Here is a 14,642-nt window from a genome sequence, read left to right on the forward strand (position 1 = left end):
CCGAAGGCAGCCTGAGCCAGGAATCCCCCAGCTTCAGCTGGGGGAGGATGTCAATACAGCTGCCGTCAGCCGTCTGCTCCGAGGACTCAACCGCATCATGCCCCCTGTGGTCGTGGAAGTGGAGAGTAGGCCATCCGCCGTAGCACCAAGGCACGGGTTCCGCTGCGGTCTCGTCGTCGATGCAGGCCTGGGTGGCGTGCGCGGCTCTTCGGGCGCGAGGGTGCCGCCAACGAGGCCTGCGCCTCACCGGCGTGCTGACCCCTCCGCCCGTCCGTCCATCGCGCCAACTATCCGTTGTTCGCGCCCAGTTGATGCTCGTAGGCGAAGATCACGACCTGCACCCGGTCGCGGAGCTGCAGTTTGGTGAGGATGCGGGTGATGTGGGTCTTGACGGTGGCCTCGGTGAGGAAGAGACGTTCCGCGATCTCGGCGTTCGAGAGGCCGGCGGCGATGAGGTGGAACACCTCCCGTTCGCGGGCCGTCAGGTGGGCGAAGCGCGCGCCCGCGTCGTCTGCGCGGGGCCAGGGCGCCATCTGGGCGAAGCGGTCGACGAGACCGCGGGTGATGCGCGGGGTGAGGACGGCGTCGCCGGAGGCCACGGCCCGGATCGCCGCCTGCGGTACGGCGGGTACGACGTCCTTGAGGAGGAATCCGCAGGCTCCGGCGCGGAGGCCTTCGAAGGCGTATTCGTCGAGGTCGAAGGTGGTGAGGATGAGGACGCGCGAGGCCGTGCTGGAGGTGATGCGGCGGGTCGCCTAGATGCCGTCCATGACCGGCATCCGTACGTCCATGAGTACCACGTCCGGCTGGGTGCGCCGCGCGAGTTCGACCGCCTCCGCGCCGTCGGCACTCTCGCCGACGACGGCGATGTCCGGCATCGTGTCGAGGAGGCTGCGGAAGGCCATGCGGACGAGCGACTGGTCGTCGGCGAGCAGGACCGAGACGGTCATCGCGGTTCTCCCAGTTTCAGTTCACCGGAGACGGCCCATCCGGAGCCGGTGGGTCCCGCCCGGAGGGCGCCGTCGAACATCGCGACCCGTTCCCGCATTCCGGTCAATCCGTTGCCGGAACGTGCTTGGGCGCCGCTTCCAGGGGACCGTACCGCCGTCGTCGGTGACGCTGAAGCCGACCAGGTCACCGCGGCACTGCAGGACGATGTCCACCGTCGACGCGTTCCGGGCGTGTTTGACGACGTTCGTGAGTGACTCCTGGAGGATCCGGTAGACCGTCGTCTGCGCCTCCGCGCTCAGGGACTCTCTGGGTCGCCGGTCTCGGTCAGCCGGACGTCGAGGCCGGTATCGCGGATCTGGTCCACCAGGGCTTTGAGCGAGCCGAGGTCCGGCTGCGGGGCCCGTTCGCCACCGTCGTCGGCCCGCAGGACGCCGAGGAGCCCGGCGCATTCCGGCGGGGGACTGCCGACCGGTCGACGCGGCCTGGAGCATCTTCCCGCGGGCGCCTTCCGGATCGGTCGCCGTGGTTGCGGCCGCGGCTTCGGAGAGCGCAATGACGACGACCAGGCCGTGGGCGACGATGTCGTGCATCTCCCGCGCGATGCGGGTGCGTTCGACCGCCGCGGCGAGCTGCGCCTGCTGGGCGCGTTCCTGTTCCGGGCGCTCCGTGCGGTCCTCGATGGAGTCGAGGTAGCGGCGCTGCGCCCGTACCGTGGTGCCCAAGAAGAACGCTGCCGCGCCCAGCCCGCTGAGGATGACGAAGGAGTCGTTGACACTCGCGGCCGGGGCGAAGCGCACCGCGACCACGACGACACCGAGTTCGAGGGCCGCGGCGGCGCCGAGCGAGTGCCGCAGCCCGCGGTGGGCGGCGACCGTGTAGAGCGCGACCAGCACCGCGAACTCGGAGAACGAGACCGTACCGAGCGCCCAGGTCGCCATCGCCACGGCCCAGCAGAACCAGAACACGGCGACCGGAGCGCGGCGGCGCAGCAGGAGGGGGCAGATCACCGCGATCGCCAGTACCCAGTCCAGTAGGCCGGACCGGTTGTAGAGCAACCCGTGCGACGCGGCGACGGCGCACAGTACGGGCGGCCCGAGGAGTAGGACGAGCGACAGCGAGGGGCGGTCCCGCGGCAGTCGGCGCGTCGGCTGGAGGCGCTTCACCGAGCCGGCATTACGGAAGGGCGGCGCCGGGGGCGTCGATCGAAGGTCTTACATCCGCCGGAAAGTGACCACCATTGTCCGATGTGCCTGTCCCCGCGGCGCCTTTAGCCTCGCGAAATGAGAACACGACCAGCCGCCACGGTCATGAAAGTACCGGAGATCTCCCGCGTCTTCTGGATTGCGAAACTGTGCACCACCGGATTCGAGTCCTTCTCGGACTACGTCTTCTTCAACGACTCCATCGGACAGCATCTCGCCATGTTGCTGGGGCTCGGTCTACTCCTCGCATGCCTGGCCGTACAGATCACCACGAGGAGATACATTCCGTGGGTCTATTGGCTCGCGGTGACGGCGGTCAGTATTTTCGGCACGATGTCGGCGGATTTCCTGAACAAGGATCTGGAGATGCCGCTCTACGCCTCCACGCTGATGCTGGTGGCTGTCCAGGCCGGCGTTTTCGCCGCCTGGTACGCCACACAGCGAACCCTGGACGTGCACAGCATCGACAACCGGCTGCGGGAGCTCTTCTACTGGTTGACCGTGCTGTGCACCTTCGCCCTGGGAACAGCCGCAGGCGATTTCGCGGCCGTGACCCTGGGACTCGGCACCCTGGCCGCGTCCTTTGTTTTCCTGGGTATAATTCTGATTCCGGCGGCGGGCTATCGCTGGTTCGGTCTCAACGAAGTCCTGGCATTCTGGTTCGCCTACACCATCACCCGCCCCCTGGGCGCCTCCGTCGCGGACTGGCTTTCCGTACCCGTCCCTTATGGGGACGGACTTCAATGGGGGACCTGGCCCATCAGCCTCGTCCTCGGGATTCTCCTTGCGGGAGTCGTCGCGCTGATCGATTCACGACACCGCCGAACCACCCCGGAAGGCGAACCCGCACGCTTCCACCCCGCCGGGACGCGTCAGAGTTCCGGGCGGTAGCCGTGCCGCCGCAGTCAGGATGCGTTCAGGTGACCGATGGCAGGGTCACGCCCCATGACCTACGAACTGTCCGAAACACCGGAAGCCGAACGGAAGGAGCGTCGGTGCCCCGCCCTGCCTCTGGCGTAGTCACTGCGGCTGGGCGCGCGACTGTGGGACCTCGGTGGACGGACTCACGAGCCCGGGTGTCCGAGTCGGGCGCGTCTGGTAGTCGCGCGACATGACGTCACCCGGCCGGAGGGCACCTCCGGCCGGGGGAGGCGAGCGGGGGGCGAAGGGCGTCCTGCTCGGTGGGTGGGCCGTGACTTTCGCGCCCAGGAGCAGTGATCGTGCCCTTCGGGCCGATCGTGCGCATGGCCACCGCCCACGTGGTCGTCCCTGGATCGCCGCCCCCCCAGCCTGCGCCGAGTTCTCTGTTCGGTTGCCCCCCACCGGCTCGGAAGCTAGAAGGTGACCTCGATGCGGGCGGTGCTGATCGTCATCGGCGTTCCGGTCACCGCGATCAGGTACATGCGCCGGTGCGCGCCGGGCAGTGCGCGGTGGCCGCCGGGCGGTCGTAGGACGTATACGGCGGTGGTGTGCGGGGCGAGGGTGGCGGGGCCGGAGGTGATGGTCCACCAGTTGGAGGCGCCCTGGCCGACGCGGCTGGCGAAGTGCGGGGTGAGGGCGGTCCCGGTGGTGTTCACCGTCCGAACCGTGACGGAGGTGACGGCGGGGTGGGACCGACCGGTGAGGTGCGGGGTGAGCGCCATACGCAGCGGCGGCGGGCTTGCGGCGGCGACGCAGGCGCACAGCAGTGCCGGGGTCAGCAGCGCCATCGCCACGGTGGCCTTGGCGGGGCGGCCGGTGACGCGGGGGATACGGGGCTGCCAGGCATGGGCCAGGGCCGCGGCGGGGACCGTCGCGGCGGCGGCCAGCCACAGCGGGGTCATCATCAGGAAGTAGCCGTCCTGGGAGCGGGTGGCCAGGTAGAAGGACAGCCAGGGCAGCACGGTCAGCGCCGCTCCCAGGCGCCGGACGAACAGTAGGGTTGCTGCGAGCAGACCGATGAGGAGCAGCTCGCTGGCGTAGGAGTAGTAGTCGAGGCTGCTGCTGCCGTCGGTGAAGTAGTAGGAGATGCCCATCAGGCCCTGGCCGTGCAGGATCGCCTTCTGCGTGAGGGGCAGCAGTAGCCCGTGCAGCCAGGCGGAGAAACCCTGCGCGGCGAAGTAGGCGTTGACGGCGGCCCACGTCAGGGCCGCGACGCCGGCGAAACGGGCCACCACGGCCGTCGCGGAACGGCACCCGAGCTCGCCGCGCCGTACCGCGTACAGGCCGATCAGCAGGAACGGGGCGAAGAACCAGGCCAGTTGCTGGGCGGCGCAGGCGGCGCCCAGGCACGCGCCCCGTAGCACACCGCTGGCTCCCAGGCGTCCGCCCGCTCCGGTGGTCGGCCAGTAGACCGCCACCGGGATCAGCAGGGCCAGGGCGACGATCGCCGGGTAGCCGGAGCGGGCGTAGCCGGGGAGGATGCCTAGGCCGAGGCACACGGCGGTGGCCGCTGACCGCCAGGGGGCGGGCAGCAGCAGCCACAGCGTGACCGTTCCGGCGATCAGCGCCCCCGTGGTCACCATGGTGGCCGCTGCCGACGTGTGCAGGAGGGCGTGGACCGGTGCGGTGAGCAGGGCGGTCAGTGGTGGATAGCCGTATGTGTAGTCCGCCGAGCCGGACATCGTCTTGGTCAGGCCGGAGTTGGACGTGCCGAACAACCAGGGCCAGGGCTGTCCGTAGACGGGGCGGCCGTGCGTGATCTGGTCCGCGGCCTGCGCGGTCAGTACGCCCTCGTCGGTGCCGATGTGGTTCAGCCAGTAGCCGCAGACCACCAAGACCACCGCGAGGACGAGAACTGCGGCGTCCACCCGGACCAGGGCGCGCCGGCCTCGAACGGTGAGCGCGAGTACCCCGCACGCGAGGATCCCGGCGTAGCAGACGGAGATGACCGCGGCGACGGGCGGATGGGTGAGCATCGCCTGGGTCCAGGCCGAGCGGGTGCCGATGAACAGGCTGATCGTGCCGATCAGCGTCATGCCCCGGTGCCACTGCTGTGGGTTGTCCACGTCGTTGGACGCCCGTGCTTGGGCGGCGGCTTGTGGGCGTGAGTCGCGCCGCAGCACTCCGGTGTCAACGGTGTGGGCGGCCGTATGCGCCTTCTCCATACTCAGCTACTACATCATGTAGGAGAGTGGCAGGCGCTCCAAGTTCGGCCAGATGAGGTGAGAGCCTCATAAGAAAGCGGTCCGATGTTCAGAGCGTCCGCTTCCACCATGCGCGCGACACCATCGCGGAGCATCTTGTGAGACCCGTCCGCACGCCGGTGCCCGAGGGGCCGTCGAGGATCTCGTAGGCGGAGCGCTTGCGTCATCGAATGCGCAACTGCTGTGCGAGGGCCACTTGTCGGACCGCAGGCGGCGGAACATCCGGTGATGTGCAAGGAGGCTGTGACCGCCGAGATGGGGGTGATCGCGTGCTCCGGCCGGGCCAACGTGCTGCTGCCGGAGGTGACCTTCCCCGAGACGAGCCTTGAGGCGGAGTTGTTGATCGCGCCCCGGGCCTGACGCGGCCGGGACGCACCGAAAAGGTCAGTGGATCTGCAGCACGATGGTGTGTTCCTCGCGTACGGCCTACAGGAGGCAGGCCGAGGAAGCCGCCGGTGTAGACGACGCCGTACTGCGCGACACCGGAGAGGTCCGGGACCCGGGCGGCGCCGGGCTTGACGTGGAAGTGGTCGGCGGTGGCCTTCCTGGCGTAGACCTTGCTGAGTCCGCTGCGGTTGTAGGTCTTGGCGAAGGCGGTGGCGGTCGGAGAGCCACAGGACCATGGCGTCGTCCACAGCGTATGTCACCAGGTCGGCGGCGCCGGGGCTGTCCAGCAGCGGGCTGTCGTCGGTGCGGGTGAGCGCGCTGGGGTCAGTGGGCGACTGGCCGTGCTTGGCGGAGAGGGTGATCGTGGTGCTGCCGGTGAGGTGCTGCTTGGCGATCTCGCCGGTCAGGCCGCCTCAAACGGAGCGGGAACGGAGCAGGAGGCATTCGAGTGGAAACGGCAACGACCTACCAGAGCGTGCGTCGTTTGCGGATGGGCAGGACGCTCAGGGCCATGACGGTGCCGTCTCCCTGGAACGAGATTGGGTCGATTCATTTCCTGGCTTCAAGGGAGTTGCATCGTGTGGGGCGGAGCGGCCAGCGCTTTCGACCCGTTGGGTAGGCATTTCGTACCGCAGTGCCACGCTCGCCTGCGGGAATCCCATGAGGATCAGCCCGCTCACCCAGGCGAAGAGCAGGCGGTGACCCGGCGGAATCGCGTCGAAGTACTCCTGCATACGGTCCATGTCCCATGGTGATCCTTCCGCGGCAGCCCCCGCTGCGGCTCGGCCGGTGGCGCCCGAGCGTCGCGTGGCTGATCGGGGCGGATGGAGAACTGGAACGCGAGTATCTAGGGTCAGCACGTGGCTTTCATCATGGTGTGCGAAGACGACGCGGCGGTCCGCGGCATCCTCAAGCGCGCCCTGGAGCACGACGGCCACACCGTCTCCGTCGCCGCCACGGCCGACAGCCTGCTGCGGCAGCTCGCTCCGGCGCCCCAGCTGGTCGTCCTGGATCTCGGGTTGCCGGACGCCGACGGTCGCGATGTCTGCCTGGCCCTGCGGGCTCGCGGCGTGGACGTGCCGGTGTTGATGCTCACCGCCCTGGACGGCCTGCATCACAAGGTGGGCGGCTTCGAGGCCGGCGCCGACGACTACATGACCAAACCCTTCGACATCCCGGAACTGCTGGTCCGTGTCCGGGCGCTGCTGCGCCGGGCCACCGTGGCGTCCGCACCGCACGAGGTCGTCCTCGATCCGGCGAAACACGTGGTGACCTACGATGCGGTGAGCATGAGCCTGACCCCGACCGAGTTCCGGCTACTGGGCCGCCTGATCGCCTCGCAGGGCGACGCGGTACGCCGCCACGCCCTCGTCGCCGCCGGCTGGCCGCACGGGGCCCAGGTCAGCGACAACACCCTCGACTCCTATGTGCGCCGGCTGCGGACCAAGCTCGGTCCGCTGGGCGTGGCCGAGCGGCTGGCGACCGTCCGCGGCGTGGGCTACCGATGGCAGTGACGGGATTCCGCCGAAGCGTCGTCGCGCTCACCGTGCTGATCGCCACCGCGGTGGTCGCGATCCTGGTGGTGGTTTCGCACGTGCTGCTGAGCAGGGTGACGGATGCCGACGCGCACGATCTGGCCCGTACGCGCGCCGAGGCGGTCGCGGCGAACGTCAGCGTCAAGGACGGCCGTGTCGTGCTCACGGAGAACAGCAGCGAGGCGCTGGACGAGGTCGCCTGGGTGTATGCCGATGGCCGTCTTGTCGACGGGAACGTGCCGCCGAGCGTGGTCGGGCGCGTCGAGGAACTGGCGGACTCGGGTCGATCGCAGACCGCGACCGTCGGCGACTACCTCCTGTTCGCGCGGCCGGTTCCGACCGGCGGCCACCACGTCATGGTGATCGTCCGGGTGGACCTCACCCCCTACGAGACGTCCGAGCAGCGCAGCCTGACCTTGTCGCTGATTCTGGGCGGTCTCACGATCCTCCTCGCCGGCGGTGTCGCGCACCTCGTGGTGCACCGCGCGCTGCGCGTCGTGCACGAGATGGCCGCCCTCGCCGACGACTGGGGCCATCACGAGCCCGGGCGCCGTTTCAACCTCGGAGTCCCCCGTGACGAGTTCGGGGAACTGGGACAGACCCTGGATCGCCTCCTGGAGCGGGTCGACAACGCGCTGGCGGACGAGCGCCGGCTCACCGACGAGATCGCCCACGAGCTGAGGACACCACTCACGGTCCTGCGGGGCGAGGCGCAGCTGGCGCAGCTGTCCGGCGAGCCGGTGGTGCCGGAGGTGGTGCTGAGCGAGGTCGACCGCCTCAACGCGGCGATCACGACGATATTGCGCGCAGCGCGCGCACGGACGGAGGAGGGGACCCGGTGCGATCTGCGCTCCGCAGCGCAGCAGGCGATCGGCAGCCGCGCGGTCGAGGTCGCCTTCCCGGCGAAGCTCGAGGTGGCTTTGGCGCCCGACGTCGCCGTGTCACTGCTGTCACCCCTGCTGGAGAACAGCCTGCGGCACGCGAAGTCCCGTGTGTGGATCACCGCGCGCAACCAGGGCGAGGCCATCGTGGTGGATGTCCTGGACGACGGCCCGGGGTTCGATCCCGCTGAGGTCGACCGGGTCTTCGAAGCGGGCGTGACCGGCGGCGGCGGGTACGGGCTGGGGCTGCCGGTGGTCCGGCGTATCGCCGCCTCGGCCGGTGTGGAGGTCCGGGCGATCGCGGACGGCCGCGGTCATGTCGAGGTGACACTCCCGGCCGCGAAGGCGGCCACGTAGTCAGGTTGCTTGCAGGTTCCCTCCGCAAGCCTCCCTGCATGACAACGACAACAGAAGCACGCCCACGCAGCGGGCGCCTCATGCTCAACAAGGTCCCCGAGGTCACCATCTGGTTCTGGGTGATCAAGATCCTTTGCACGACCGTCGGTGAGAGCTTCGCCGACTGGATCAACATGAAGCTGGGCGTCGGCCTGGTGAACACGGCCTGGATCTTCACCGCGGTGTTCGTCGTAGTCCTGGCCGTCCAGATGCGACTCAAGCGGTACGTCCCGTTCCCGTACTGGCTGACCGTCGTCGTTGTCAGTGTCACGGGCACCTTGTACACCGACATCCTCACCGACCAGCTCAATGTGCCGCTGTGGATCAGCTCCGCCGTGTTCTCGGTTCTGCTCGCCGTGGTCTTCGGCGTGTGGTGGCTGCGCGAGCGCACCCTCTCGATCCACTCGGTCACGACGCTTCCGCGTGAGTCGTTCTACTGGCTCGCGGTTCTCGTCACCTTCGCGCTCGGCACCGCGACCGGGGACTGGACCCTGGAGCTCACCGGCTGGAGCCCGGGCGCCTCGGTGATGCTGCCGCTCGGCCTCATCGCGGCGATCACGCTGCTGTGGAAGTTCGGCGCGAACCCGGTGCTGTCCTTCTGGCTCGCCTACATCCTGACCCGCCCGCTGGGCGCGAACATCGGCGACTGGCTCGCCTCCCCGAAGGTCGCCCAGCCGGGCGAGCCGACCGGCCTCGCGCTGGGCACCTTCACCACCAGCCTGATCTTCCTCGGCCTGATCCTGGCCACCGTGGTCTACCTGACGGTGACACGCTCGGACGTGACCGAGACCTACGAGGCCGCCCACGCCACCCACGCCACCGGCGACCTGCGAAAGGAGCGCTTGGGTCTGGCCGGCTTCGGACTGCTCGCCGTCGCCACCATGGGCCTGTTGGTCTGGGCCCACAGCCAGCCGCACACCGGCCCGGCGCCGGAGGCCGACAACACCTCCGCCGTCCAGATGGCTCCCGGCCAGGCGGTAAAGAAGTTCCCGCCCGCCAAGGTCGCCGCGCTGAAGAACCTCGCCTCGACCTCGCTCAAGGACGCACGCTCAGGGAACGCGAAGGGAGCGCACACGGCCGCCCAGTCGCTGCGTGACCTGTGGGACGCCGACCAGGCATCGCTGCAGCCGCTGGACAACACCGGCTGGACCTCCATCGATGCCCGGATGGACAAGGTGCTGGGGACCTTCGGCATCGACCACTCGAATCCGCCGATGCCGCCTGCGCAGCAGGAGAAGGAACTGAACGCCCTCCTGACGGACATGGGCTGACAGACACCCTGCGCCCGGCGACGGGTCGAGTGTGCGGGGCCGCGCCGAGAACCGCGCGGCCTGGGCACCCGCCGACGAGCTGTGGTCGGTGCAGGCGGCCGCCTGTGTCAGCCCGGGCCTGTCCGCGGACTCGCGCGGGCGGTCGAAGCCTGCGTCTCAATGGCTTCGGCCGCCCGCTGTTCCTCCAAGCTGATTGAGGACAAGGCGTTTCACGAAAGGCGGTGTCCGATCCCGCGCGCCGTGCCGATGGTCAGCGCGCTGCCGGCCTCACGCAGCTTCCGCCGCAGCCGGGTCAGGTACTGGTCAAGCGTGTTGTCACTGACCTGGGCACCCTCCGGCCAGCCCGCCGCGACCAGTTCGCGGCGCCGAACGACGCTCCCGCCCGCGGCGACGAGTGCGGCCAGCAGCCGGAACTCCGTGGGGGACAGGGCGACGGTCGTGCCGTGCACGGTGACGCGGTGGCCGACCGCGTCCAGAGTCAGGTCTCCGGCCGTTATAGCCGCGGCCGGTGCAGCGCGCTTCACGGACGCACGCAGCCGGGCGGTGAGTTCGGCCAGATGGAAGGGCTTGGCCAGATAGTCGTCACCGCCTGCCGAGAACCCCGACAGCCGGTCCGCGAGCTGTTGCCGGGCGGTCAGGAAGATGACCGGGGCCAGGAAGCCGTTGGCGCGCAGCGCCTGGCACACGTCCCGACCGTCCGCGTCGGGCAGCCCGATGTCCAGGACAACCGCCGCGATGTCGCTGGTGGCCAGCCGCAGGGCGGTGGCACCGTCGGCGGCGAGGACGGGCTCGAAGCCCTCCTCGTGCAGCCCACGGCGCAGCACGTCCAGCAGCACGTGATCGTCCTCGACGACCAATATCTTGTGACGCATGGTCTCCCTCAGGTGCTCCGGCCGGACGGGTCGTGTCCGAGACGAGTGATTCGAGCGGCCCGTGGACCATGGCCGACGGACACGCCGCCGGGCGGCCGGCGACGAGTCGCCGCGGCACCGCTCCGCGTGGAGCGCGCCAGAGTCACCGTGGTGCCGTGCCCCAAGGGGAGCGCTCATCCACTGGCAGCGCCCCTTTCCCTCGGACCACCTGACGCAGGGGAACGGGCGGATACGAATGACTACAAGGGTGTAGACGTTCGACGCACTGTAGACGATCGGCGAGTGGGAGGCGTTCCCGGGCTTGTGCGCCGTTGCCTGTTCGTCGGCTCGGCGGCGTCACGCTGTCCCGGCGGACCAGGACAAGCAAGGTGAAAGTGGCCGGGGTGCTACCGGTCAGGAAGAGGCCTGGGTGTCAGCGGCTTTTCTCGTTTGCGGGCCAGGGCATCGTGTCTCACGATCCTGGCCTTCCACGGCCGATGGAAGGCGAAGCCGGACTAGTCGGCGAGGCCGCTGCGGTAGGCGTGAATGACGAGTTGGACGCGGTCGCGGGCGTCGAGTTTGGTCAGCAGTCGGGCGACATGGGTCTTCACCGTGCCCGCGCCGATGTACAGCCGTTCGGCGATCTCGGCGTTGGTGAACCCTTCGGCGACGAGCAGCAGCACTTCGTGTTCACGGGTGGTGACGGCCTCGGGCAGACGCGGTCGTTCCTGGCCCTGCGGTGGCTGTGCCGGCCTGTTGACGTATGCCGCGATCAGCCGTTTCGTGACGCGTGGCGCGAGCAGGGCCTCATCCTGGGCGACGGTGCGGAGGGCGGACTGCAGGTCAAGGGGCGGTGCGTCCTTCAGGAGGAAGCCACTGGCCCCGGCGCGCAGTGCGCCGAAGACGTACTCGTCCAGGTCGAAGGTGGTGAGCATGAGGACACGGGCGTGGCCGGCGGTGGTGATACGGCGGGTGGCTTCGATGCCGTCCATCTTGGGCATCCGGACGTCCATCAGCACGACGTCGGGCCGGTGTTCGGGGCGGCCGCGACGGCGTCCCGTCCGGTTGCGACGCTGCCGATCGTCTCGAGGTCCGGGGCGGTGTCCACTATTCCCGCCAGGCCGATGCGGATCAGCTGCTGGTCGTCGGCGACCAGGAACTCGGATGGTCACGGCCGCTCCCGCTCGTCGGCGGTGGGCTGTGGGCCGTCTACGGGGATGCCGGCCCGGACCCGGAAGCCGCCCGTCGTGGTCGGCCCCGTCTGCAGGGTGCCGCCGTAGAGGGCGAGGCGCTCACGCATCCCCACAAGCCCGTGCCCGGAGCGGCCCTGGACCGGCCGGACGCTGCCGTCGTCGATCACCGTGAGCGTCAGCTCGCCGGGTCCGTACGCGACGGTGACGTGCGCGGCGCTCGCGCCCGCGTGCTTGACCACGTTGGGCAGTGCCTCCTGGACGATTCGGTACGCGGCCGCCTCCAACCCGGGGGGTGCTTCTATCTGTCAATCCCCTCGCAGTGTGGAGACGATCTATGCGGCCAGTCCCTCGGCGAGGGTGGCTCGGTATTCGCGTTCGTAGTCGATCGGGCTTTTGAACCCGCATACCCTGTGTAGCCGCCTGGTGTTGTAGAAGTCGGTGATCCAGGTGGCGATCCTGATCCGGGCCTCGGTGCGGGTGGTGAAGGTGTGCCGGTGGACGTACTCGACTTTGAGCACACTGTTGAACGCCTCGCTCACGGCGTCGAAACAAGATCCGACTCTGCCCATGGACTGGGTCACGCCCAGTCGCCGGCAGGCCCGGCGAAAGCGCCGCGAGCACTACTCGCTGCCCCTGTCCGTGTGCATGATCACGCCGCGGACGTTGCCGCCCCCGGTGGCCGCAGCCATGTTGAGTGAGGCCACCACCAGCTCGGCATCATGACGTGCCCCCATCGCGTAGCCGAGCAGCCGCCAGGAGAACAGATCGATGACGGTGGCGAGGTAGAGCTTGCCTTCGCCGGTGTCGATCTCGGTCAAGTCGCCCGCCCGGACAAGGTCCGGTTCCTCGGCGGTGAAGTCCCGGCGCACGAAGTCCGGGGCCGCCGCCCGCTTCCCGGGCCGGGTCAGGCCCCGGCGCCTTCGGATCTTCCGTCCGGCCAGGCCGAGTTCGGCCATGAGCTTGGCGACGGTGTTCACCGACACCCGCCAGCCCCGGCGGATCAGCTCGATGAACACCTTAGGTGAGCCGTAGGTGCCGCCCGAGCCCCGGAAGATCTCCTCGATCTCCTCCGCCAGACGCTGCCGGCGCATCTCCCGCGCCGCGGTCGCGCCACTTGTAGAACCACGACTCCGACACCCCAAGTGCCCGACATGCGGTGCGGTACGGAATCTTCTGCTCGGCCTTGCAGCTGCTGATCACCCCGACCGCCACGGCCGGGTCCGCGTCAGCTACTTCACCCACAAGGCCACGAATCGCTTGCACACATCACGCTCCATCTCCAGCTCGCGGATGCGCTTGTCCTTCTCCCTGGCCTCGGCCCGCAGCCGGTCCAGCTCCGCGCGGTCACTCTCCCGCAGCCGACCACCGGGCGACGCCTCGGCCACCGGCCGGTCCGACGATGGTGACCCGTTACGCCTCGCCCGCGACACCCAGCTGTGCAGTGTCCCGGAATGGATGCCCAGATCCGCAGCCACCTCCGGGATCGACTTCCCGGTCTCCATCACGATCCGTACCGCCCCCTCGCGGAACTCCGCATCGTAGAGGCGCTTCTTGGATGCCATGACCCCAACTATCCCTCCGGTCACGGTCTCCACAGCAGGACGGGAACCTCACCCGAGCCGTCCTCCAGACGCGCGAAGTAGTCCGGCGTATGCGAGACCCGGCGTTTCTCCCCCTGCCATGTCACCCGGAACGGCTGGGAGGCCAGCCCCCACCACCCTCCGGTCATGGTCAAGGAGCATGGCCCGGTCCCGCTCCAGCCACGACTCGAACCTCACCAGCGACTGCGTCGTCGCCGCCCAGTACCAGCCCGTGAAGTGCCGCTGCCCGCGGTACGACGTGAACCGCCGTACCGGGAGCACCGACTCGAACCGAACCCGGGACACCGCCTCCAGCACGGACTTCCGCAGCCCGCCGCCCTCACCGTCAGCCCACTCGACATCGACCAGACCCAGATCCATCGCCACCCCCGAGCTCCGCGTACCCGCCGAAACGACCGTGACAGGTACCACGAGAAACCCGACCAGGAAAATGAGATCAAACCCCACGGACGAGGCAAACGCCGTCGCTCAGCGCGCGACGCAATGAGAATCCGCCAGCACGAATGAGAAGCAGTGAGAATCCGACAGGCTCAGCGCGACAGGACAGGGAGTCTTCTCATGGGGTCGTCCTTCCGGCCGGACAAGGGTCACGGCGAATGAGAAAGTGACAATCGAAATGCGAACCTAGGTCGGTGACCCGCGTACGCGCCTGCGGTCCGGGTGGTTGCCTCGGGGCGCGACAATTCGAATCCCGAACGTCTGGAGGTCTGTGCGTCCTGTGAAATCCGTGGATGAACGAGACACGAAGCGCACGGACCTTTCCCCGCTGCTTCGGGAGGTCGCCAGATTCGGTGCTGTCGGTGGGCTGGGCGTCGGGGTGAATCTCGCCGTGTTCAACCTCTGCCGAGCGGTGACGTCTCTGCCCGTGGTGCGGTGCAGCGTCATTGCGACCAGCGTGGCAATAGTCTTCAACTACCTGGGTTTCCGGTACTTCGCCTATCGGCACCGCGACCCGCAGGGGCGTGCCGCGGAGTTCGCGCTCTTCTGTTTTTTCAGCGTTGTCGGCCTGATCATCGAGAACGGGGTGCTGTACGTCGCGACGTACGACTTCGGCTGGGATTCGGCCCTTCAGAGCAACTTCTTTAAGGTCATGGGGATCGTGTGCGGGACCCTCTTCCGCTTCTGGTCCTACCGAACCTGGGTGTTCCGGGTACGGCGCTGAGGGCCGCGGCGAGGCGAAGGAGCGGGGCACCGCCGCTACCCGCAGTCGGCCGTGCGGGTTACTCGATGCCGGCGTCGACGACAGCCC

At 68.8% G+C, this 14,642-nt stretch carries 15 protein-coding genes and 2 pseudogenes; 6 read left to right on the forward strand and 11 right to left on the reverse strand.

The window, feature by feature from the left end:
- Nucleotides 1-287: 287 nt before the first annotated feature.
- Nucleotides 288-950: pseudogene (locus ACWDEW_RS47480) on the reverse strand (response regulator).
- Between the two features lie 21 nt (nucleotides 951-971).
- A complete protein-coding gene (locus ACWDEW_RS47485) occupies nucleotides 972-2,114 on the reverse strand; it encodes a sensor histidine kinase (RefSeq protein WP_450522402.1) in 1,143 nt (380 codons plus the stop codon).
- 144 nt (nucleotides 2,115-2,258) lie between these two features.
- Here ACWDEW_RS47485 and ACWDEW_RS47490 point away from each other — a divergent pair, with 144 nt between their 5' ends.
- The gene (locus ACWDEW_RS47490) at nucleotides 2,259-3,044 is read left to right on the forward strand and encodes a COG4705 family protein (RefSeq protein ID WP_450522404.1); all 786 of its coding nucleotides are present in this window, start codon (nucleotides 2,259-2,261) and stop codon (nucleotides 3,042-3,044) included.
- 443 nt (nucleotides 3,045-3,487) lie between these two features.
- Here ACWDEW_RS47490 and ACWDEW_RS47495 read toward each other — a convergent pair whose 3' ends face one another.
- Complete coding sequence (locus ACWDEW_RS47495; RefSeq protein ID WP_450522406.1) at nucleotides 3,488-5,239, reverse strand: hypothetical protein; 1,752 nt, start codon at nucleotides 5,237-5,239, stop codon at nucleotides 3,488-3,490.
- 267 nt (nucleotides 5,240-5,506) lie between these two features.
- On the opposite strand from ACWDEW_RS47495, the gene ACWDEW_RS47500 reads away from it, so the two are divergent.
- The 4 genes from ACWDEW_RS47500 to ACWDEW_RS47515 all read left to right on the forward strand — a co-directional run bounded on the left by ACWDEW_RS47500 (nucleotide 5,507) and on the right by ACWDEW_RS47515 (nucleotide 9,748).
- Nucleotides 5,507-5,638: a hypothetical protein gene (locus ACWDEW_RS47500; protein WP_450522408.1), complete on the forward strand. Its 132-nt coding sequence runs from the start codon at nucleotides 5,507-5,509 to the stop codon at nucleotides 5,636-5,638.
- Nucleotides 5,639-6,525: 887 nt separating this feature from the next.
- Complete coding sequence (locus ACWDEW_RS47505; RefSeq protein ID WP_019065258.1) at nucleotides 6,526-7,179, forward strand: response regulator transcription factor; 654 nt, start codon at nucleotides 6,526-6,528, stop codon at nucleotides 7,177-7,179.
- Nucleotides 7,170-8,438, forward strand: a complete 1,269-nt coding sequence (locus tag ACWDEW_RS47510; protein ID WP_450522410.1) for a sensor histidine kinase — start codon at nucleotides 7,170-7,172, stop codon at nucleotides 8,436-8,438. Before ACWDEW_RS47505 ends, ACWDEW_RS47510 begins: the two co-directional genes overlap by 10 nt.
- A gap of 38 nt (nucleotides 8,439-8,476) precedes the next feature.
- Nucleotides 8,477-9,748, forward strand: coding sequence for a COG4705 family protein (locus ACWDEW_RS47515; protein WP_450522412.1), 1,272 nt, complete (start codon nucleotides 8,477-8,479; stop codon nucleotides 9,746-9,748).
- A gap of 209 nt (nucleotides 9,749-9,957) precedes the next feature.
- Here ACWDEW_RS47515 and ACWDEW_RS47520 read toward each other — a convergent pair whose 3' ends face one another.
- From ACWDEW_RS47520 to ACWDEW_RS47555, 8 genes and pseudogenes are all read right to left on the reverse strand, one after another.
- Complete coding sequence (locus ACWDEW_RS47520) at nucleotides 9,958-10,620, reverse strand: response regulator transcription factor (RefSeq protein ID WP_450522414.1); 663 nt, start codon at nucleotides 10,618-10,620, stop codon at nucleotides 9,958-9,960.
- Nucleotides 10,621-11,114: 494 nt separating this feature from the next.
- Nucleotides 11,115-11,755: pseudogene (locus ACWDEW_RS47525) on the reverse strand (response regulator).
- 12 nt (nucleotides 11,756-11,767) lie between these two features.
- Nucleotides 11,768-12,076 (reverse strand): sensor histidine kinase, encoded by a 309-nt coding sequence (locus ACWDEW_RS47530; protein WP_450522416.1) that lies wholly within the window; start codon nucleotides 12,074-12,076, stop codon nucleotides 11,768-11,770.
- A gap of 48 nt (nucleotides 12,077-12,124) precedes the next feature.
- Nucleotides 12,125-12,373 carry an integrase core domain-containing protein gene (locus ACWDEW_RS47535; protein ID WP_450522417.1) on the reverse strand — a complete coding sequence of 83 codons (249 nt, stop codon included), beginning with the start codon at nucleotides 12,371-12,373 and terminating at the stop codon, nucleotides 12,125-12,127.
- A 39-nt stretch (nucleotides 12,374-12,412) separates the two neighbouring features.
- On the reverse strand, nucleotides 12,413-12,883 hold the full coding sequence (locus ACWDEW_RS47540; protein WP_450522419.1) for an IS3 family transposase: 471 nt from the start codon (nucleotides 12,881-12,883) through the stop codon (nucleotides 12,413-12,415).
- On the reverse strand, nucleotides 12,810-13,055 hold the full coding sequence (locus tag ACWDEW_RS47545) for a helix-turn-helix domain-containing protein (protein ID WP_450522421.1): 246 nt from the start codon (nucleotides 13,053-13,055) through the stop codon (nucleotides 12,810-12,812). Before ACWDEW_RS47545 ends, ACWDEW_RS47540 begins: the two co-directional genes overlap by 74 nt.
- Nucleotides 13,022-13,354, reverse strand: a complete 333-nt coding sequence (locus ACWDEW_RS47550; protein ID WP_450522423.1) for a transposase — start codon at nucleotides 13,352-13,354, stop codon at nucleotides 13,022-13,024. The genes ACWDEW_RS47545 and ACWDEW_RS47550 overlap by 34 nt, the downstream gene beginning before the upstream one ends.
- A 20-nt stretch (nucleotides 13,355-13,374) precedes the next feature.
- Nucleotides 13,375-13,521 carry a hypothetical protein gene (locus ACWDEW_RS47555; RefSeq protein ID WP_450522425.1) on the reverse strand — a complete coding sequence of 49 codons (147 nt, stop codon included), beginning with the start codon at nucleotides 13,519-13,521 and terminating at the stop codon, nucleotides 13,375-13,377.
- A gap of 590 nt (nucleotides 13,522-14,111) precedes the next feature.
- Here ACWDEW_RS47555 and ACWDEW_RS47560 point away from each other — a divergent pair.
- The gene (locus tag ACWDEW_RS47560) at nucleotides 14,112-14,555 is read left to right on the forward strand and encodes a GtrA family protein (RefSeq protein ID WP_450522427.1); all 444 of its coding nucleotides are present in this window, start codon (nucleotides 14,112-14,114) and stop codon (nucleotides 14,553-14,555) included.
- The last annotated feature ends 87 nt before the right edge of the window (nucleotides 14,556-14,642 follow it).

It is taken from the genome of Streptomyces sp. NPDC001100, assembly GCF_053598575.1.

Coding starts and splice junctions, on each gene's coding strand:
- ACWDEW_RS47490 (WP_450522404.1), top strand. CDS start 2,259: ATGAAAGTACCGGAGATCTCCCGCGTCTTCTGGATTGCGAAACTGTGC.
- ACWDEW_RS47495 (WP_450522406.1), bottom strand. CDS start 5,239: ATGGAGAAGGCGCATACGGCCGCCCACACCGTTGACACCGGAGTGCTG.
- ACWDEW_RS47500 (WP_450522408.1), top strand. CDS start 5,507: ATGTGCAAGGAGGCTGTGACCGCCGAGATGGGGGTGATCGCGTGCTCC.
- ACWDEW_RS47510 (WP_450522410.1), top strand. CDS start 7,170: ATGGCAGTGACGGGATTCCGCCGAAGCGTCGTCGCGCTCACCGTGCTG.
- ACWDEW_RS47515 (WP_450522412.1), top strand. CDS start 8,477: ATGACAACGACAACAGAAGCACGCCCACGCAGCGGGCGCCTCATGCTC.
- ACWDEW_RS47520 (WP_450522414.1), bottom strand. CDS start 10,620: ATGCGTCACAAGATATTGGTCGTCGAGGACGATCACGTGCTGCTGGAC.
- ACWDEW_RS47540 (WP_450522419.1), bottom strand. CDS start 12,883: ATGCGCCGGCAGCGTCTGGCGGAGGAGATCGAGGAGATCTTCCGGGGC.
- ACWDEW_RS47550 (WP_450522423.1), bottom strand. CDS start 13,354: ATGGCATCCAAGAAGCGCCTCTACGATGCGGAGTTCCGCGAGGGGGCG.
- ACWDEW_RS47555 (WP_450522425.1), bottom strand. CDS start 13,521: ATGACCGGAGGGTGGTGGGGGCTGGCCTCCCAGCCGTTCCGGGTGACA.